Origin of the sequence: Paenibacillus sp. MAEPY2 (assembly GCF_000499205.1) — a bacterium.
GTDB classification, from domain to species: domain Bacteria; phylum Bacillota; class Bacilli; order Paenibacillales; family Paenibacillaceae; genus Paenibacillus; species Paenibacillus vandeheii.
The window spans coordinates 183,492-204,026 of sequence record NZ_AWUK01000006.1; the positions used below are offsets into that span (position 1 = coordinate 183,492).

Genomic DNA, 20,535 nt, shown 5'->3' on the forward strand with positions numbered 1-20,535 from the left:
GATTCAATAAGATATGCTCAAAATTAAGAAGATGTCTTTTACTTCCACTACGTCGTCTACAATTTTCATAAAGCGTGAGATGACTTCCTGGTTCACGTCCGTCCGCCATGCCGTGTACAACGGTACGGAGGGCGGATTTTCTGTTAATGGGAGAAACACCACACCCTTTCGTTGGAACACGTCTACCGAAGAAGGAACAATCGAAATCCCCATGCCCGCTGCAACGAGATTCACAATGGTGTACATCTGAATGGCTTCCTGTGTAATACGAGGATCTACGCCATGCTCTCTGCAATAATCCAGAACAAGACGATGGAATGGAGAACCCAGATGCCGTGGGAATAAAATAAAATCCTCGTCTTTTAGCTCGGTTATCGACACCTGAGTCTGTGAAGCTAAAGGATGATGGTCCGGCAGCACAGCTATTAATGTTTCCGACTGACAGACCCTGAACGACACAGATCGGGTATGATCCTGATATCGCAGAAATCCAATATGGATCTGTCCATCTTCCAGTGCCAGCAATTGTTCGGAAGAGGTCATCTCACACAAGGTTAGTTCAATCTTCGGGTACGCCGCTCGGAACTTTCTCAGCACTTCGACCATAATGCTCCCCGAAGCTGAATCTACAAAACCTACTGTTAAATGTCCAATGATCCCCTGGTCAGCCTTCTGTGTAAGCTGGATGGATCGTTCAAGTTGGGCCATGATCAGCCTTGCCTGTTCCAGAAACACGGCACCGGCCGGTGTGAGGCGAACCATTTTTTTGGTGCGTTCCAACAGTTTCACGCCCAGCTCTTCTTCCAGATTCTGAATCTGTTGGGTCAGTGGCGGCTGCGTCATATTTAATTTCTCTGCTGCACGGTGGAAATGAAGCTCTTCCGCCACGGTGATAAAGTATCGTAATTTTCGAATATCCATACGTCTGGTGTCCGTCCCTTCCAACTAGCCTATTACTTCATTTGTTCCTGAACCCAGATGGCTGATTCAGCCAGCATCGTCATCAATTCAATAAAGTCCACGGCAATCTCCCGGATAGGTTGTTCACCCGCATCGTGGATCAACATCAGTACTTTGCCGGAAGTCTGATCCAGTATAGCGATGCTTCCTTCGCCAAATCCACCAATGGGAAATGGTCTTAGTTCAGCGGGCAACTCGTATTCCTTCTGATATTCACGATACACATCCAGGAACTCAGGATATGCCCAATTCAATTCTTTTACCGAATACAAGGCAGGATCACCAAAGTTGCAAGCACCAAATTCAAGCAAGAGCTCGCGATAGGCTGCGGGCAAATTTACGTTATTCTTTTGCTCAAAATCCTCCATACTCTGTTGCGTTTCTGGAGTACAGCCTTTTCCCATAGTTGTATCGTAAGCTCTCACCAAAAGTTCACGAATCGGTTCCATTTCCGTAAGCTTCACTCGTATTCCTCCTTAATATTTCACATGTTTCCGCAGCTCTCCATCCAGCCATTCCAGCGCTGAACGCAGCATGTCCTTGGGTACATTCGGATAACGATCTCCCGTTGAGAGTTCAAAAGCACAGCTGTGATCACTGGTCTGTTGCAAATATGAAGTAATCCCTATGTCGAATTGCTGAGCCATGGATGCCAGGATACGCTCCACTTCGGCTTGGGCCAACAGAATATGTACGTGAAACATATTGGAGACAGGCACTTCTGGCAACGTACGTATACCGTGACACGCATTTAACAAGGAAGCCAGTTCCTTGGCCTGCTCATAATAAAGCCCCATTTTGCCAATCCGTTCATTGAAATAATACTGAGAACTGAGGATATACGGATACAACCCGATCAGATCGCCGCCGTGACGCCGTTTCCATATTTTTGATTCTTGCATAACATCCGTATCCCCTGCCAATATGGCCCCTGCAATACCACCAATGCCTTTGTAAAACGACACATAGACACTATCAAACAGACTGCAAATTTCGGCTGCTGTCTTCTGATAATAAGGCGAGATTTCGAACAGGCGTGCCCCGTCCAGATGAAGCTTGATTCCACGTTCACGACAATAGGATGAGATTGCCTCCAACTCTTCATACGCAGGTAATTGTCCTCCAATCTCGCGTTGAGGCAGTTCTAGCAGCAGACAGGAAATCTCCTCATCGATCCCCTCTACATCTTCCATTCGAATCAATCGGTCCTCGTCCGCCAGCAAAATGGATTCAATCTGGTGCAGCTCCTTCAGTCCGTCTTCCTCATGGATTTCCAGATGAGATAAAGGGTGGTAGGCTACCCGCTTGATGCCTTTGCGGTCACACCAGATACGCAGCGCAATTTGCTGTGCCATCGTACCACTGGGGAAAAATACAGCCGCTTCCTTGCCCAGAACGTCAGCCATCTGCTGCTGGAATTGATCAATAATTTCGCCGTTGCCATAATGATCACTATATTGTTCCCCATCCACATGCGCCAGCACTTCCTGAAGCACTTTGACTTTACGGCTGCCATGGCCGCCTATAATAAACTCCGCCTGACCAAATGCTTCCGCTAACGTTAACTCTGTATCTTTCAAGGTTATTCACTCCTTTATTGTTGTTCTGATTCTTTTTTCATTATCATCTGTACCAATGCATCCAGTGCTCCGGATAGATGCTCACTCCGTGAGTAGACAAACCCTACTTCCAACCTGCGATACGGATCAGGCAAAGATAACACTGTAACCTCGCCTCTATGTTCTGCTTTGGAAACCGAGGAGCGTGGGAGCAATGACACACCCAACCCGGCAGATACGCCATTCATAATGGTGTGCAGTGTTCCGTATTCCGTGACATTGAGGGTGTGTACGCCTTGATCTTTCAAAAAGGCTTCTGCCTGATCGCGATGGGTACAGCCTACTTCAAAAAACAACATCGGTTTGCGCAATAAATCATGCAATTCGTGGGTTCCGGGTTCGGCAATCAATACCAATTCATCGTCGTACACTTTCATATAACTCAGCTCAGGGTGGTCGACCGGGCCATATATTAAAGCCCCATGCAGCTCATGTTGAATGACCTGCTGATTCAGTTCATGTGTACCACCTGTAATTAGCGAATGCTGGACCTCGGGGTAACATAAACGGTATTCAGCGAGCATCGGCGTCAGAAAATTGGAGGCTGCTGTCTCAATTGCGCCAAGACGAAGCACCCCTGCAGGTGGACTCCCGTTCTGCGTTGCCTGCTCCGCTTCATATAACAAATGTAATATTTTATCCGCATATCCCAGTAAATTCTCACCCGCTGGTGTGAGCGACATGCCCCGGTTGGAACGATGGAACAGTGGCACTTGCAGCTGATCTTCCAGCTGTTTGATTCGTGTTGTTACATTGGATTGCACATAATTCAGCGCTAATGCGGCTTTGCTAATACTGCCTTCGCGGGCAACCGCCTGAAATATTTTCAAATCTCCGGCATCCATGCCCTGATCACCTGCTTGTTATCTATAATCTGAATTGATAGTGACATTCATTTTTGTTCATTTTACGTGAATCTGACCCATCTGTACAATGAGGCTCAGTAGTAAATTTTTTATATAGTCAGGGAGGAATTTTGAAAATGAAAGCGATTATACATGCCGGCCAAAGCGGCCTTGAAGGTCTTCAATATACAGATTCAACATCTCGGGCACCGCAAGCCGGGGAAGTTCAGATCCAACTAAAAGCCGCTGGAATTAATCATCGTGATCTGTTCATCATGGCAGGACGTAAATATCAGGACACACCGCTCATTCTTGGTTCCGATGGAGCAGGAGTAATCATAGCGATTGGAGAAGGTGTAGAAGGCTTATCTGTAGGTGATGAGGTCATTATCCACCCTACTCTCGGTTGGGAGCATGCAGCTGACGTACCTCTCGTACCCGATATTGTGGGAGGCCCTACGGATGGAACTCTCGCACAATATATTACGCTGCCTGCCAGAAATGCCTTACCCAAACCCTCTCATCTATCATGGGCGGAAGCAGGGGTGTTGTCCCTTTCGGCTCTGACAGCATACCGCGCCTTATTCCCTCGTGGCGGACTTAAGCAGGGTGAACATATCCTTATTTCCGGCGTCGGGGGCGGTGTAGCGACATATGCCCTGCTCATGGCTGTAGCCGCTGGTGCGAAAGTAACCGTTACATCCAGAAGTGAAGCCAAGAGACATGAGGCTCTGCGCTTGGGCGCTGCCCGGGCATTGGATAGCCATGCGGATTGGAGTTTGCAGAACGATCTGGAACCTGTTGACATCATCTTGGATAGCATCGGACAAGCCATGTTCCCGAAATATTTTGATATAATCAGACCAGGTGGACGTATCGTGATGTATGGTGCAAGCTCGGGAGATGATCTGAATATTCCGATTCGCTCGATCTTTTTCCCGCAAGTTAGCCTTCTTGGCACCTCCATGGGCAGCCGCGAAGAGTTTATCCAGATGCTGCAATGGGTGGAGCAACATAATATACATCCTGTAATCGATGGCATATATCCGCTACAGGACACAGCGAAAGCATTCGAACGTATGGAAAAGGGAGAGCAGTTTGGCAATCTTGCTATACTCGTGGAGTGACAACAGATTTTAGATGGGTCTTCATGACTTGGTAAAATAATTTTACGATAATGGGGTGAATCCATCTGACCCGTCTCGCTAAACGTACAGCCATTGTTCTTGTTGCTATTATGCTGCTGGCCCAAATTCCTATGTTAAAAGAAACCTTGGCCAGAGGGGTAACAACATTATATGTGAACATAAAGTACCCCGAACGGTCCTTTCAATTCAGGGATTTTATCTATGAGTCTCATTTTGGAAACTATTTTATTTCTTATGCTGACCAAGACGAAAAGCTCATTAGCCTGATGCTTGAGCCCAAATTTTTACCGGTGATCGTTACGTATGACCCACTGGATCAGCCCATGACAGACTAGATTGTTCACTCTATTAATCATTCAGGAGGTATCAATATGTCCAACCATTTGAATTTGGTAGAATGGGTTCGCAAACTGATGAATGCCGAAGGAACCGAAGATGAACTGGATGACATGCTAACCGAGCTACAGCAGCAATTGCCTTACGCGGAGATCAGTAATCTGATTTACTGGGATGATCGGGACCTGACGCCCGAACAGATCGTGGAAGAAGCACTGGCTGCTCGTCCGATCATTCTTCCGCCCCAGCCCTAACATACTTCAGGAGGTGAATGATTGAATATGTCTGATATGAATCCCAACAACAACAATAAAAGCCCGATTTTGCTACAGTCAGTAGAGAAGAAAAACTACAGGCCCTTCGTGACTTGATCGAGCTAACGGATAACCACCTTACTCAGCAAATTCTCGCTATTGGCATCAATTCTCACGAAGAAGATCTGGTACGTATTGAAGCCTGGCGTGCTCTTGGCATGGCAGGCACCTCTGATCTTCTGGAGGAAATCCTTCATGCTGCCGCGCAACTTGTTCGTGATTCAGAAGAAGATGAGGATGTACAGAATTATGTCTTGCAAACTCTCTCCTTATTGCCTATTACCGAGGCCGAGATCAAGTTGGCTCAGGAGGTTTTGGAGGGGGATGCCTATATTTTGGTTAAAGGAGCGGCCTTTGCTATTCTTGTTGCACATCAACATGTTTCTGGTGCCAAGTCCGCGCTAGAATCGCTTCAATCCGATCCTGATTTTGGCTCTTCCGCGAAGCGGGTTCTGCATTCGAAACAAGGACGTGACACTTAATGAACAAACGTGACGACCGTTCTCGTATACATGAACCTAATCTAGATCAGTGCAATAAATGTGAGCAGTAGTTAGAAATTCTCAGGTGCTGTATGTATCCTTATCCCGTTAAATAAAATACCTCCATACTCTTATTCGGAGTACGGAGGTTTCTTCGTTGTTATTGAAACGCACTAATGATTACGGCAAACGGGCTTGATACCCCACAATCTACGGAGTATGGGAACTAACATATTGAAGGGTCCCTTTAGGAAACTCATTCCATTCACCTGTCAATGAAAACTGTTGTGAACCCGTAAAAATTCCACGTTTGCGGACAAAAGTTCCACCAGCTGGCATGAACTGATCATGTGAATTAGGATCACCCAACATATCGACAATTCGGCCGTCTTTTTTAAGAACAAGAGCAACGACATTATATTCATTCGGGTTATACAAATCCAGTTCATCATTATAGTAAGTGGCGTTCGTAATATCAAAGAAGTCATAGAAAATAGTATTGATATAAATATAAGCTACGTTAGGATAGAGATCGAATACATTCTTCGTAGTTACTTTCATTGTTGACGTCTTTTTCATCCACTGATATACGTCCACTTGATAACCTGTTGCCTTATGAGACGGATCACCGTCTCCAGTATAGTACAGTTGGACAACACTGCGTCCATCTCCCGCATCCATATACTGGGAGAAAAATAATTCCGGTGAACCTTGTGCTAGCGAGTTCACTTGCACTACCAGCGCTCTACCATCATTCCCGATAATCCAGAATAACAACGGAGATACAGTTAAAGGAATTTGCGTCCCATTGATCGTATTCGGTCCTGTAAACGTCGAATCTGGCGTACCGCTGTATACCTTGAAACTCGTCTGTCCCGGGAACGCATTCGAAGTCGAATAGTTCAGAGCATCCTTAACCCCGGACTTCGTATTAATCTGCACCACCCCTCCACTAACCAGTGAGGCTGTACGAACATTAAAGGTGTAATCGACCTCTCCACCTTTTCCATCCTTCGCCGTCAAGGTTAATGGAGCTACTGCATTACCTGTTCCCGGTTTCAATGTTAACAGGCTACCATTAATGCTTGCATTAACTGCTTCGCTCGAACTGCTGCTGATTGCAAATTGTAACGCATCTCCATCTGGATCACTGAACAATTGACTCAGATCAAACGTACGATCATTCGTTACCGTTGGCGTTAACACTTGTTCGTAAATGCTGCTTACAACCTGTGGTGATAAATTAGGGCCAGTGGGCTCGCCTTGTATGGTCAAGCCAAAAGACGCTTGCTCGCTTCGTCCAGTCTGATCATAAACCGAGAACGTCACGGTCGTCTGTCCTTCAGCAACTGGAGCGACAGATACCTTTGAACCAGCGGTAGAAACTCCCGCAATATTGACGTCTCCAGAAGAGGCATTAATCGTTAAAGTACTTATGTCAAAATTCAACAGGTACGGAGTAAGATCTATATCCAAAGTCGACCAAGGCCACGTTACGGTTTGATCCGGGATCGAACCAACGCTTCCTGATTCTATGACCTCTATATCAATAGAAGCTGTTGCCTCTTTGCCATATATATCTTTTGCTTTAATGATAGCTTGAAATTTACCAACTTGCTTGGGATGAATAATCAGCTTGTTTTCTTGAATGCCCATCTCTGCGATCAGGAAATGATTAAAGTCAATTGGCGTTTGAAACTCTAATACATCTCCGTCAGGATCACTAAAATATTGTGAGAGATCAATGACAGTATCCTCCTTACCCAGAAACAACGTTTGAGCAGGTAGATTACTCGTAAGAACTGGAGAAACATTAGGTTTAGGATTAACGCTTATCTGAAATGCATTTAGTATGGAACCGCCCCTACCATCGTCTACCAAAAAGTGAATGGTATATTCTCCAAATTTCAAAGCAGTGAAATTCAGTACTCCGGAATTTTCTTCCACTATCAATCCATCCGGATCAGATGAACTGGCGCTGAATGTAAGTGGGTCACCGTCTGGATCACTATAATAATCATTTAAGTTAACAGATGGAATTCGATCTGTTAGGAAACCCAAATATACGTTAATCCAACCAGGTGACTGTCCTATCGGATTCAAATTCGGTATAGGATTTACATTGATATCAAATGTTCCACTTGTTATTCCACCCTTGCCGTCATTTACGGAATACGATATCGTATAAGTTCCAAGTTGAAGAGCAGTTAACTTCAACTCACCTGCATTTTCCTCCACAGTAACCCCATGTGAATTGGATGAAGCTGCTGTATACGTTAAAGCATCACCATCTGGATCAGTATATTGCTCGTTCAGTTTCACTACAGGGATGTCATCACCCAGATAGACGTCTATTTTCGATGGAGCTTCTCCCACAGGCGCACGATTGAGTGGCGGAAGAACAACAACCCTCATGTCGAGTTCTGTAACACCCGTACTGCCATCATCTGCGATTTGCCCATCATCCACTTTGATTTTAAGAACAACTTCTCCCGCCATTTTAGGCGTTAACCTCAGTACAGATTGCCCATATTCCGATTTTACGATCTCCGTATCCACGATTTCCGGGGCACTATTCGTTACACTGTAAAGCAACTCCGATTCATATTTCTCATCATCCATAACATAGACCATGAGATCGACATCCTTGTTGCCTGACTCTGCTATTAACTCTTGATCAGGAATAGGCGATGCGAGCGGAGGGGCATTTACAAGGACTTCAAATGTGGATCTCAACCTTTTGCCACGACCATCATTTGAGGACACGGTTATGGTGGCTGTGCCATGTTCCAATGGTATAACTTCGAGATTGGATCCACTAATCACAACCTTAGCCACTGAGGATTTGGACGAAGCAACCGTATACGTTATTGGATCACCATCTGGATCAGTCACATAGTCGTTGAGGTTTAGCGTCGTACCCTGACCATTTGCCGTAAACTTGCGATTTTCAAATGGCTTCAGCAGTTCAGGTGACCGATTGGCAGCAACAGGAGTCGTTTCGCCCCCTCCCGCACCACCTGACGAAGAAGATGCCGCATTCGAAGTTACTGTTCCAGTGTTTCCACTTACGGCCGAAGATGGTACTCCAGCAGCCAGGGAAACCTCGGCAACCTTAATATTTCCTGTTACATTAACCTGTGCTATTGCATTATTGACCTGAAGTTGTTGAACAGTGCCTGCTGCATTAAGACTAATAGTCCCTCCACCATCTATCGTTAGTTGTTGTAGTGTGACATTGCCGTTAAGCTGCAGAGGCTGGGACGTACTCAGCTTGACCGTATCTACAGTTCCCTGTAACTCCACCTTGCTGGCGCCATCTACAATATTTAACAAGGACAACTCAGCCGTATCTGCAATTTTAAGCTTACTGTCGGATTCAATGCTAACCTCTTGAGCATTCGTACTGCCCGAGAGCACTACATGTACATCCTTTTTATTTATATTCACATTGTTTAGAACAGAGTCTTCGAACACAACGGTATTGCTGTCGCCACCCTGAACTGAAATAGATTGTTCTACTTTTATATTTTTGGCATAAAAGTCATGTTCCATCTCTGGGGCTATCGTCAGTTTGCCTTTGATCTTAAGCCCTTGTACCGAGGTGAAGTCCGCCTTAATCGTCAGATCTCCATTCAATGTTGTTTCCCCAGCATTCAATAACAGATTACGGCTGAATTCTGCCTCTCCTGTCTGTGCTGATTTTCCGCCTTTTCTAATTTCCAAGGCGTTAATTTCGGTAATTGTATGATCTTGGCTCTTAAACTGTATTCCAGCCTGATCAAGTACAGCCTTGTTACGTTCATTCAGAAGACCTGCCACTTGATCAGATATCTGATAGACAACTCCGTTGCTCTGAACGTGGCTTCCATGGATTGACTGAACCACAGACAGGCGGGTTTCTGGGAAGATGGCTGACAACATCATACCTATGGCTTCGCCCCGAACAAGACCTTGTTTAACTTTATTATCTCCCTGATATTCACTTAGAAGGTTAGCCTTCTCAGCAGCTTGGATATAAGGAGCCGCCCACGCACTTGCCCCTTTCCATTCCGAAGGAAGCGACTCTATTTGATTGCCTTGTTTAGGATAAGCCGTTGCTCTTACCAAGACGGTCACCAGTTCCTGTCCGGTAATCTCTGCCCCTGGATGGAAATATCCTTTTGCATCTCCTTGCAAAAGACCAGCTTTCTTTACCGCTTGAATGGAAGGGGCTGACCAGCTAGTTGATTTCACATCTGCAAATGGCGCTGAAACATTTTTACTTGTTGTTAATCCAAGAGCCTGTGCAAGAACAACTGCCAGTTCCTGACGGGTAATCGGATCATCAGCTCGAAGGTTACCGTCCGGATCGCCTTTGATGAAACCCATGGTTACAGCCTTATCCATTGAATCGTTTAATTGATTTTGATTTGTAGTATTATAGTCTGTAGATATGCTGGATGAGGTTAACGTTTGACCTGCCGAATCCCGACTCTGTGCAGCAACTGGAACAGCATTGCTTAGAAGCAATGCAATCATGGCTAGTTGTGCTGTTCTTTGCATTTTTCGCATCAGTATTCTCCTTCTGTATCTGGTGTTAAGTTAAACGAAATTAAGGAGTGATTAACGATTCAAACTTGCCCAAATCACCATAATTATTTTCTCCAATATTGCTCCATTCGGATGGCTCATAAATAACCTTGTCACCTTGAACGGTATCCCATTTTCTTGTCAAAGATTGAGCAGGTACAATAACTGCCGTATCCATGATTTCCCCTTTGTAATATAGCGTCAGTGTTATCGGTTCCGAATTTCCAACCAGATCCAAAATCAAATAATAATAATCTTCATCTGTAAATTCACTAAACTCTTCTGCGAGAACCAAAGTACTATTGGATGGAATCATTGTGCCTGAGTCCAGTGTAATGGGAGTACTGGAATCACTGCGTACAATCATGATATCTCCTCCATTAAGTGGTTTGGATGTGGGATTATACAACTCAATTGCCTGATTGAACTCCTCACCCCATACTACCTCGGAAATAAACAATCCTTTGCCCGCATCCGGATCTTCCACGTTAACCGTAAATGTAGTCTCAGCTTCTTCACCATCAGGATCTTTAGCTTTGACCGTAACTGTAGCAGAACCAATAACGTCCTTGAATTCCAACGTCAATGTATCCCCTTGCACACTTGTATCTACTACATTCGGATCCGAAGATTCTGCCGTATAAGTCAGATCGTCTCCATCTGAATCTTCGAACACTCCAGCCAGGTTAACCGTATCGTTAATTTCCCCCAAAATTACATCCAGCTTGGGAATCTGCCTTGCAACCGTGGGTTTATGATTAACAACTACAGGTGCTTTGACCTCGACATTAAACCTGCTCTCCACTTCTGCACTATCACTGTCCTTAGCGGTTACCGTGATTTCAGCACTACCAATTGAATAGATATTCAGAGTCATCATACTTCCTGTAATATCAGCATCCGCAATTTGCTGGTCCGAAGACGTTGCAACGAAATTCAGTTCATCACCATCCGGGTCTGAAAAAATAGTCTTCAAGTCAATCGGATCATTTGCAGCCCCCAATTCAACTTCAACCGTTTGCAGTGTTTTCACCACTTCGGGAGCATGGTTTATTGGTGGCAATATGATTGGTGGGATTACAATAGGTGGAATTGGTGGTGGAATGAAAAAAGGATGGACAACATAGAGGAAAGAGGTTGTTTCACTTCCTCCTTTACCATCTTTAACTTTCACCGTAACCGTTGTGCTGCCTATAGCAATGGGCTGTATTTTTAATTTGGAACCCTGAATGTCAGCAGAAGCGATACTTGGATCTATTTCTGAAATTTCATAACTTAATTCATCTTCATTCGCATCCGTAAATACAGTGCTCAGTTCAATCTCTTGTGCTCCATCTCCTAAGATTACGGTCTTATCAGGAATGGGCGATTGAACAACGGGCGATTGATTCTCGGGAGATGGAGGTACGATGACAACAGGCGGTTCTGGTTCAGGCGTTGATGGTCCGGATGAGCCACCTGAACCGTTATTAGAGTTGCTGGTCCCCGTGTTACTGGAGGATGTCGCTACAGGCGGCGTACTGCGGATAATCTGTGTTAATGCCCCTCCTTTTGGAAGAATAACCTTGTCTGTCTTTACACTCTCAGGCAATTGAATAACAGACTTCGCATCTTTCAGTAAAATCTGTTTCCACGTCCCAATCCCCTGAACGGTAATTTTATCAGTTGTATCAACAGTCATTGTCCCAATATCCCCTTCGATGCTCACTGCACTGACTCCGGGTTTTAAGACAACTTGGGACAATGCATCTGCTTTCAAAACAACGTGATCTGCCGAGACTGAAAACACACCGTCGAAGGATGAGTTCTTCAAATCCAATGTCACAGGATTTTTAAACGTACCTGGTTGGGTAATTTGAATTTCTGACAAGGACGACAGATTACGTGTACGTGCATCATAGGTGATTACAGCATTCTGTAGTGCCTCTTTGTTCTTTTCATTCAGAATGCTTTGCAGTTCCTTACCAATTACAAACGGGCGTCCATCAATATACGCAATATCTCCATCCAACTCAGTTAACAAAGCTGTTTGCTCACCCATCTGAAAAATATCGACCAAAATCTTTGCAATATCTTGTCTTTCTATCAAGTCCTTGGATTTAAAACTTCCATCAATTGATTCCAATAATCCCAACTTCAATGCAGTATGTACCTGCTCTTTAGCCCATCCACTTACCGTCGTTTCATCTGAAATTGTCTGTTGTTGGCCACCCTTTATACCTTGTGCTCCCGTGACTCTTACCAAAATGGAAGCCAGTTCTTCCCTGCGAATTGGATCGTTGGCACGAAAATTACCGGATGCATCTCCAGTCATCCAGCCTACTTTTCGAATAGCATCAATATAGGGAGTGGCCCAATCTGAATTATTTCGAACCGATTGCGATGATTCTTCAAGCGTTAATTGGGATGCTTTAGCCAGTAATACGGCCATTTCCCTCCGAGTCAAATGTTGTTTCGGATGAAAGGATCCATCTGGATAGCCCGCAATTAGTCCTTGTTTTACTGCTTCCTGAACCGCTTTCAGGGACGTGGAACGGATATCAGTTTGATCTGTAAAAACCGATGATATATGATTTGCTGCTCCTCCCGTTTGATCAGCTGCATTGACAATCTGATTTCCCCACAGCATGCCTACTACAATTGAAGTCAGCAGTACTTTTTTCCAATCTTGATTCATGCTTGTTCCTCCCTCAAAAACTTCGTTTTCGGCACATAGCTTATCAAGATTTTCTGAACAAATTCTGAACAGAAAAAATAACATATTACCCAATTAAAAGGCGATTATTAAGAATGCCTTCTCCTCACTTCTCTTAACATTGGGTAAAAAAGTTTAATATAAAAAGAATTGTTCATGAATTGAAATAGATGCAAATAAATTATAAAAAAATAAATAATATCAATTCATATAATAATCATTTATATAAAATTAACCTTGCACTTTCTTACATTCTTTTTCTTAAATCACGTGTATCTGTCTCAAAATTCGTTATAATGAAATGAACTTGGTGAGATATGTAATTTTATGCAATTATTCAACTGAGCTATTGGAGGCGAATTATGGAAACGGAAGGTTTACGAAACGTAGAACTGCTTGCTCTGAAGAAACATAAGATTTACAAACAAAGCTTAATCAGGTACCTTGCGCGCTCCATGCTCGCCAGCATGTTTATCGGGTTTGGCGTCATCGTGGCGTTCAAAACGGGTAACTTCTTTTATATGGAGAATTCCCCTTTTACATACCCCATGGCTGCCCTCACGTTCGGCGCGGCAATTATTCTGATCGCTTATGGTGGCGTGATCTGTTCACTGGAAATACGTTCTACTACACCTATGCCGCCTTGCGCAAGAAACTGAAATGGTTCGAAGTGGTGAAGCTGTGGATTGCAAGTTACAGTGGAAATCTGATGGGTGCGGCGGTCTTTGCTCTGTTGATCTATCTGACGGGACTGTTCGATTCATCTCAGGTCAATGGTTTTCTGCTGAGTGTCGTAGAGCACAAGATGGAAGCTCCAGCCATGCAGCTCTTTTTCAGGGGCATTTTGTGTAACTGGCTCGTATGTCTGGCATTCTTTGTGCCGATGTTCATGAAGGAGAATGGTGCGAAAATGTTCGCCATGATGCTCTTTGTCTTCTGCTTCTTCATCTCGGGGTATGAGCACAGCGTCGCCAATATGTGTACGTTTGCGATTGCGTTGGTATTGAACCATTCGGGGACCATCTCGTTCGGCGGCGTAATCCACAATTTGGTTCCGGTGACACTGGGCAATCTGGTAGGCGGTGTGCTGCTGATGGGCTTTATGTATTATGCGGTGAACAAACCGTTTCTGGACGAAGAGACACACTAATATCTTTAGGCAAAAAAATCCTCCTTACTGGCCCGGTCACCTGACCGTGGCTTGCGGTAAGCTAAACCATAAACGCCCCCGCAACCTTTCCATCCTGTGATGAAGGTTGCGGGGGCGTTTATTCATGGGCAGGCCGCTATATGCCAGCCCTCATTTCTACCTGCCTTGTACCCGGAAGGAGGCTACAAGGCTTGGCTCCGTGGCTTAGTTGTACTCCCGCCACGGAATATATTCAATATCGTTGTCACCTCGCGTGACCACGATCATATTCTCGATTTTGCCCGTATCCTTGTTGGTCCGGTAGATCATCGTTCGTGTCTCGCCTTCTTCCGGCACGGAGAACAGGAATTTGTCCGCAACAAAGGAGGAGCCTAGCCCTGTTGCATGCTCTGTAAAGGCAGGTCCGCTCTTGCTGGTCAACAATAAGCCGATGCCATAGGCTGTAGCCGTTTGTGCACCTTTGCCAAAGAGATGCTCTCCTTGACTGGTCGTATGGGTTTGCTCCCAATACTCGTATTTTTCGTATCCTTGTTGTAATCCACCACATTGCCCTGTTTATCCAGGCTGATGCTAGTCGTTTCACCCTTGTCACTTTTCACCTGCATAATCGTTATAAAAACGCTCCCGCTCCATTCCGTCCCAATGGCTGCGCATGACACGGATCTGGCTATCCAATATGGACATGAACCCCGACAATTGCTGATGTGCCTGGGCGAATTGCCCACTGACTGTATCCAGTTGCTCCGGTGTTACCTTGATCTGTGTCATCCTGCACACTCCTCTTCGTCATATCCCATATGTATCGTGATCTAACGACGATTATCTTGCAGCCTGATCTGCGTTGATCTCCAGATGCAGAAGCGGAAACGGATTACCGGAACCGTCCAACTCGGAACGGCCAATGTGTACAAAACCCATTTTCTCGTAGAATCGGGTTGCTCCAGCATTCTGCTCATTGACATCCACCTTGAGGTGACGGCCTTTGATGTTAAGGGTATGGTTAATCAAAAGACGCCCCAGGCCCTGTCCATGCTGGCTGACATCTATAAACAACATCTCGATAAAGTTATCATCCAAACCAATAAAACCTACGGGTGAAACGATTAACATGTCCAACGTATTCTCCTTTTCTAGAAAACGATTATGTAAATATTCAATCCTTCGATTGGACTTGTTTAATAATCAAATTTTATGTAATTTCATTTAAATTTTACCATACCCCACACTCAATCTGTACCCACCATTGCCAATCTTGAGTCAACTTTTCACTGCTATTTGAGCATTTCTCACCAAAAAACAGAAGTAAAAGGCAGCTAAAGTCACCTTGGACGGGTGCTTCAGCTGCCTGCTGTTCAAAAGTCACTCCACTTCGCCAACCGAGTACTACTTGGCTACAGCATCATCTCAACATTTCTAATCAATGCTGCAGTTGTGCAAGGATTTGTGGGTCCTTGATCTTCTTGTCATCAGCCAATAACATCACTTTGGATAGAATCTCAGCCGTTCTCGGATCTTCATCGAGGAATGGCAAGAAAATTCTGCCCCGGTGCTGACTATGCACAGGTACGATATGAAGCGCTCCCGTCGCCTGTTTGAACACATTGCCGCTGCCAAGATGAACGGCATACTCGCCCAGTTCACCATCAATTCGTGCGTAATTTCCATCGAGTCGTACGTTATCGACCTTCAACAGACGCAGCGACTCATTCACAATCACATGACGCATCTCTATCGTGGTCAAGCTGGCTTCCGGATCTACTCCGCCAACATGCGCAACGCTAACCACCAAATCAATGTCACGCATGACTTCCGAGAAGAAGACTGGCGGTACATCTTTTAACGCGACAGGTTTATAAGTTTTCCGATCATAGAACTGCACCGTCTCCAGCGTAGGCGCTTCTGTATCTGCGGGTGAGAACCAGTCTGCCATAGCATAGAGATTGGCAATCAGATTATGCTCATAGCTTACCTTTTGCAGTCCTTCCTCATAGCTGACGGTCCATTGACGTCCTTTAAGCAGAGCAACTGCTTTTTTCGGCTGAATCTGATAACCTGCATACCGACGGGATACCGTTCCATTAGCCAGCTCATCCTCATTTGGAAGATAGAGTTCACGGAACACCTGCTTGAATGGCTGACGTTCCTGACGGTTGAACAGATCTCGTTGGAATTCACTCCAGCTTCCACTCTGGAACAGATGCAATGGATGCGCAATCAGTAGGCGATCATGTGCCGCCAAGGTTTGAATCGTACTTGTCGAATCATCCGAAGCCGGAGTAAACAGTCCACCAGACGTTACATCGAATCTTCCAAGTTTGTCATCTGCTTGGAACACAAGCGTGCGAACCAGGGGACGAAGAACCGGATTCTGCAACAGACTTGAAACTTCTTCACTTGTAAAGGAAGTTCCTGCGGTCATGGAACGCTCCAATTCCTGTCTTGCCCGGCGATACTGATCAACCAGATCCGTCTTTAATTCCTTCAATTCGGCGATGTATCCATCTTTCTTGAATCGGGCAGGTACAGACTTGAGTGTTTTCCCTTTGCTTACGATGAGCAGTTCCGGCTGGCCTTCTTCATCAATGACCAATTGAGCTGTGGTCGCCTCATCCAGTTCATGGGGCTCAAAATAGGACTTCATCTCATCCAGCTTGCGAGCTTCCATATCCCACATCAGCCGGGTAACATCAACATATCCCGCATTACGAGCAAGGTTGCCCAGCGCAATCTGGGATACCAGACCTTCACTGGCCCGGCGCTGTGCGCCAAACTGCTTGCTCTGCATCAGGAACTTCTGAATGAAGTCGTATCGCTCGCGCAGATCCTGTTCCTTTTCTTCTGCAAACGGAATCAGGCTGTAGGTCAACAAATGATCCTTATTGCGCTTTTCTTCCACGGACTCACGCATGTCCTCTAATTTCAGCTTACCTAGTGCCGCATCCGCGAACAATTGTGATCTGCGGTGATTGGCTCCCCCGGAGATGTATTTAGCACAATCGTAAAGCAGACTGAACCGCTCCTCACCAACGGCCTCATATGCCTCCTCGAACCAGGCAATATCAAATGCGCCTTCATTGAAGTCCTGTGGCGTGATTGGGGAATAATGCGCCACGATCGTTTCTTTCTCAGCAGTGAATCGTTCATTGATATGAGCATGGAAGTACCAGGCTGCACTGCGCAGACCTTCCCATCCCAGATGCTTCGCAACAATCTCCATCCATTGCGGCGCATACATCGCGGCTTCCAGGAGCTTCTTCTCCTGGATGGGATGCTTCGCCAGCAATTGTCCCAGCAACACTTCGTCCTCTCCATCACGCGGATGGCATACCTGAATTAGATGGCTGAACGTTTCTTTACGTGTCGTATTGTCACCGTAGCTGTAGATATATCCACGGACAAAGGTATCCTGATCCATAGCAGCAACAAGATGCACCCAATGCTCCATCCCTTCAATGCGCTCAAGCTTCATCGCCAGGGTACTTACTTCTGTAGAGAGCTCTCCTCGGGTCAGCTCAATCTCCAGAATTCGTTCAACAACTGTTCTTCGCAGTTCTGCTAACACCGATTTCTCTGCAATCCAGTCATTTCGACTGGATGTCAATTCCCGAATAAACAGAGCACGGGATTCTCCCACAAGCAGCTGCTTGTAGACTTCCTGTGCATCAATGAAGCCCAGTTCATAGGCACGCAGGTAATCATTCAGAGTGAGGAAGGAGCCTCGGTTACTGTCCTTATTTAATTGGTCGAATTGGCTTAGCGTCTGGAAATACCGTTTGAAACTGTTATCGTCATGTACACGATCCCGCACAATATAGAACCATGGACCAGACAAGAGAGCGAGCATGCCCGATTCCTTTTCCATTTGTTCCTCAGGCATCATTTTCATCAACGCATACAGTGTCCGCTCAGCAATTTCAAATGTATCTGACCTATCACTGTCCTCATAAATAGCCTCAATCAGCGTTTTCACCTGATCTGCGTAACGAAGCTCACTGACCACCTTTTTCATGTCCTGGATATGCTGAACAGGATAGACCTCTTCAGCAAATTCCTTACGCCAGCCTTCCAGCAGCCAGTGTTTCTCCAATTCACCATATTCGTATACGGTGGAATAGTATCGGTAATAATCATCCAGCTTCTTGTTCAGATCCTCCAAACGAATCGCGAACAACATTTGCAGCAGTTCCTTACTATCCAGACCACTCTTCTGCACATATTCCCCCCATATATTATGGAGAGGGAATTGCTCCAATAACACTACATCCTGCCGCTGATCGTAAGGGATGTAGACCACAGGGCGCAAAGTCGCACCTACAAGCAAGGTTTCTTTGTAGCCCGCGTAATATTCAGCCTCATATTCATGGTCTCTGTGCTCATATAGCAACGCATCCAAACCTTCAAGAAACTGCTTCGCTTTTTCTAGAGAAAGGGTAAAAACATCCTTTGGCTTGAAGCCACCGAGATCACGTTCCTCATGAAGCAGTGGATTTTCCCAAGAAGGATCATACAAGCCGAATCCATTAGCCGCCGTATATCTGCTGCTCTGCTCTGTAAGCTTATCCAGCAGCTTTTGCTCCTTGGCCGTTGGTTTCTTGATGAGCTCTATTAATGGTTGCATCTGCTCCTGCTGCTCCGAGCGCTGTGGATCTGCGGAGACCTCGGTCAACAGTTCCAGTGCGCCCAATCGCTGCAGTTCGCTTTTGGATTGAAGGAGTCGTTTCAGTGATACCATCAGCTGATCTGCTGGCTGAAGCAGCATTACCTGAATGATCTTCTGACGCAGCGTTCCCGTTTTCAGCTTCAGCAACGCCTCCATTTGCAGCAGCTCTTCAACCGTCAGCGTCAACAGCTTCGCTTTGATCAGAGCATTCTCACGATTGTTCATGCTTTTATCCGACAAGCTGTCAAAAATAAACTGTCTTTGTACTTCAATCTCGGGGTGATGGACAAACTGGGACAACAATTCCCCTCGCAAATCCGGGCTTAGCTTGTCCTTGAGTGCAATAACCTCGCCAATCCATTCCGGGTCCATGTCGTACGCAGCAAGGTACAGCATTTTTTTCACTACATCATCTGGATCGATGCGATATTGAACAAATTCAAGAACCCCGGATGGTCCACCATCGCCTCCCTGCGGAATGTGGGTCAGCATTTGTTTGAACAGATCGAAGTCACGCCGACGCACGGCTTTATCTTCAAAAACAGACAGTGGCCAGACATGAACACTCCGTTGATTCTCTCCATTTTCAAAGCTCCAGTTAAACATGTACATGGCATCGTAATTCTCAATCACCCAATGTAGTAATTCCAGATCCTGTACTTCAAGATACTGACGTGCGATATGTAACCGCAGCCCTCTGTTCTGACTGTTTGCGAGCACGTATTGTGCAACAATTTGCTGATATGCTTGTCCGTGATCCATGATCTGGATGACTTTTCGCTCCAGTTCCTTCTCTTCGATGACAGCCGTTGCCCAAAGACTAATAAACAATTGGTTTGCATTGGCACTTTGCTGCCATTCCTCTCGAACCGCAGGATCAGTCAATGCTTGATGCGCTTGGGTGATGAGCTGCACAGCAACACGCTGATTCGCCGCTTCAATTCCGATCCCTGTCCATACAGCGAGCGCTCTCACCACCGAACTGAACCGAATCAGGTTGTTGTCGATAATTATTTTTAATATGTATATATACGCCTCAAGTGTTCCTTCATCCATCCGTTCCACAATGCTCTGGCGCAAACCCTCCTGCAGCCTTGCTGCAATCAGCAATTCCCCAACCATCTGGTAAGCATCCACCTGATCGCTCATAAAGATACCCTTAATCATCTCAGTGGTCAGCAATGCATTCTGATTGTCGCCATAGATAATATCATGCAGTGCCTGCTTCATATCGCCGGTTTCATGATCCAGTTCATAGGCAATGCAATCCGGTATAACAGCTCTGATCTCATGAAGATAATCAAACTTGTACTCCCGCATGGATACATACTCGTTCAGAGAGAAGCCATGCATCTCTATGCGGAACAAGGCGATCATTTTACGAAAAACCTGTCCAATATGCTGTTCGGGATCGATCGTACGAAAAGGTCTGCGCTCATAATTTTTGCTATAAGGAAAATTCGCGGCACGTTCTGCAATGTAGCGGAACCTCGCCAGAAATGGTTCGCTGACCAGATGTTCCAGCACATCCAGCAATGGACGGAACAATGGAGCTTGCATCTCAGCGGCCAAACGTTTCAATAGTACATCTGCATTCAAATAGGCCTTTTCGTCTTCGCGCAAATAGGTGAATCCAGCCATCTCTGCAACATAGCCGGCGAGTTCCTGCTCCACATCATTCAGCGATTTCACTTTTTCCTGCAACGCTTGTTGATACTGTTGAACTTTATCTTCCTGATTCATTCCATTCTCCT

12 protein-coding genes and 2 pseudogenes are annotated in these 20,535 nt (G+C 45.6%); 4 read left to right on the top strand and 10 right to left on the bottom strand.

Features of this window, described 5'->3' with window-relative positions; all coding sequences use genetic code 11:
* Nucleotides 1-3: 3 nt before the first annotated feature.
* Genes P364_RS0104540 through P364_RS0104555 form a run of 4 tightly spaced genes read right to left on the bottom strand, consistent with a single transcriptional unit; the run spans nt 4 to nt 3,424 of the window.
* Nucleotides 4-921 carry a LysR substrate-binding domain-containing protein gene (locus tag P364_RS0104540; RefSeq protein ID WP_024628970.1) on the bottom strand — a complete coding sequence of 306 codons (918 nt, stop codon included), beginning with the start codon at nt 919-921 and terminating at the stop codon, nt 4-6.
* Between the two features lie 32 nt (nt 922-953).
* Nucleotides 954-1,424: an SMI1/KNR4 family protein gene (locus tag P364_RS0104545; RefSeq protein WP_024628971.1), complete on the bottom strand. Its 471-nt coding sequence runs from the start codon at nt 1,422-1,424 to the stop codon at nt 954-956.
* A gap of 12 nt (nt 1,425-1,436) precedes the next feature.
* Complete coding sequence (locus P364_RS0104550) at nt 1,437-2,540, bottom strand: threonine aldolase family protein (protein ID WP_024628972.1); 1,104 nt, start codon at nt 2,538-2,540, stop codon at nt 1,437-1,439.
* Nucleotides 2,541-2,554: 14 nt separating this feature from the next.
* A complete protein-coding gene (locus P364_RS0104555; RefSeq protein ID WP_024628973.1) occupies nt 2,555-3,424 on the bottom strand; it encodes a LysR family transcriptional regulator in 870 nt (289 codons plus the stop codon).
* Nucleotides 3,425-3,561: 137 nt separating this feature from the next.
* Here P364_RS0104555 and P364_RS0104560 point away from each other — a divergent pair, with 137 nt between their 5' ends.
* The 3 genes from P364_RS0104560 (at nt 3,562) to P364_RS0104580 (ending at nt 5,704) form a co-directional block, all read left to right on the top strand.
* Complete coding sequence (locus P364_RS0104560; RefSeq protein ID WP_024628974.1) at nt 3,562-4,551, top strand: quinone oxidoreductase family protein; 990 nt, start codon at nt 3,562-3,564, stop codon at nt 4,549-4,551.
* Nucleotides 4,552-4,943: 392 nt separating this feature from the next.
* On the top strand, nt 4,944-5,162 hold the full coding sequence (locus P364_RS0104570) for a bacteriocin immunity protein (protein ID WP_024628976.1): 219 nt from the start codon (nt 4,944-4,946) through the stop codon (nt 5,160-5,162).
* A 113-nt stretch (nt 5,163-5,275) separates the two neighbouring features.
* Complete coding sequence (locus tag P364_RS0104580) at nt 5,276-5,704, top strand: hypothetical protein (protein WP_024628977.1); 429 nt, start codon at nt 5,276-5,278, stop codon at nt 5,702-5,704.
* A 210-nt stretch (nt 5,705-5,914) separates the two neighbouring features.
* Here P364_RS0104580 and P364_RS0104585 read toward each other — a convergent pair whose 3' ends face one another.
* Nucleotides 5,915-10,258: an S-layer homology domain-containing protein gene (locus P364_RS0104585; RefSeq protein WP_024628978.1), complete on the bottom strand. Its 4,344-nt coding sequence runs from the start codon at nt 10,256-10,258 to the stop codon at nt 5,915-5,917.
* A 40-nt stretch (nt 10,259-10,298) separates the two neighbouring features.
* Nucleotides 10,299-12,953 carry an S-layer homology domain-containing protein gene (locus tag P364_RS0104590; RefSeq protein WP_024628979.1) on the bottom strand — a complete coding sequence of 885 codons (2,655 nt, stop codon included), beginning with the start codon at nt 12,951-12,953 and terminating at the stop codon, nt 10,299-10,301.
* 380 nt (nt 12,954-13,333) lie between these two features.
* Here P364_RS0104590 and P364_RS35090 point away from each other — a divergent pair.
* Nucleotides 13,334-14,121 (top strand): annotated as a pseudogene (locus P364_RS35090) (formate/nitrite transporter family protein).
* 204 nt (nt 14,122-14,325) lie between these two features.
* On the opposite strand, the gene P364_RS38070 reads toward P364_RS35090, so the two are convergent.
* The 4 genes and pseudogenes from P364_RS38070 to P364_RS0104620 form a co-directional block, all read right to left on the bottom strand.
* The gene (locus P364_RS38070) at nt 14,326-14,544 is read right to left on the bottom strand and encodes a hypothetical protein (RefSeq protein WP_029880722.1); all 219 of its coding nucleotides are present in this window, start codon (nt 14,542-14,544) and stop codon (nt 14,326-14,328) included.
* Between the two features lie 165 nt (nt 14,545-14,709).
* Nucleotides 14,710-14,889, bottom strand: a complete 180-nt coding sequence (locus P364_RS38075) for a WXG100 family type VII secretion target (RefSeq protein WP_024628982.1) — start codon at nt 14,887-14,889, stop codon at nt 14,710-14,712.
* Between the two features lie 51 nt (nt 14,890-14,940).
* A pseudogene (locus P364_RS0104615) lies at nt 14,941-15,216 on the bottom strand (GNAT family N-acetyltransferase); the annotation flags it as partial.
* A gap of 322 nt (nt 15,217-15,538) precedes the next feature.
* The gene (locus tag P364_RS0104620) at nt 15,539-20,524 is read right to left on the bottom strand and encodes a DUF4132 domain-containing protein (protein ID WP_024628984.1); all 4,986 of its coding nucleotides are present in this window, start codon (nt 20,522-20,524) and stop codon (nt 15,539-15,541) included.
* Between the last annotated feature and the right edge of the window lie 11 nt (nt 20,525-20,535).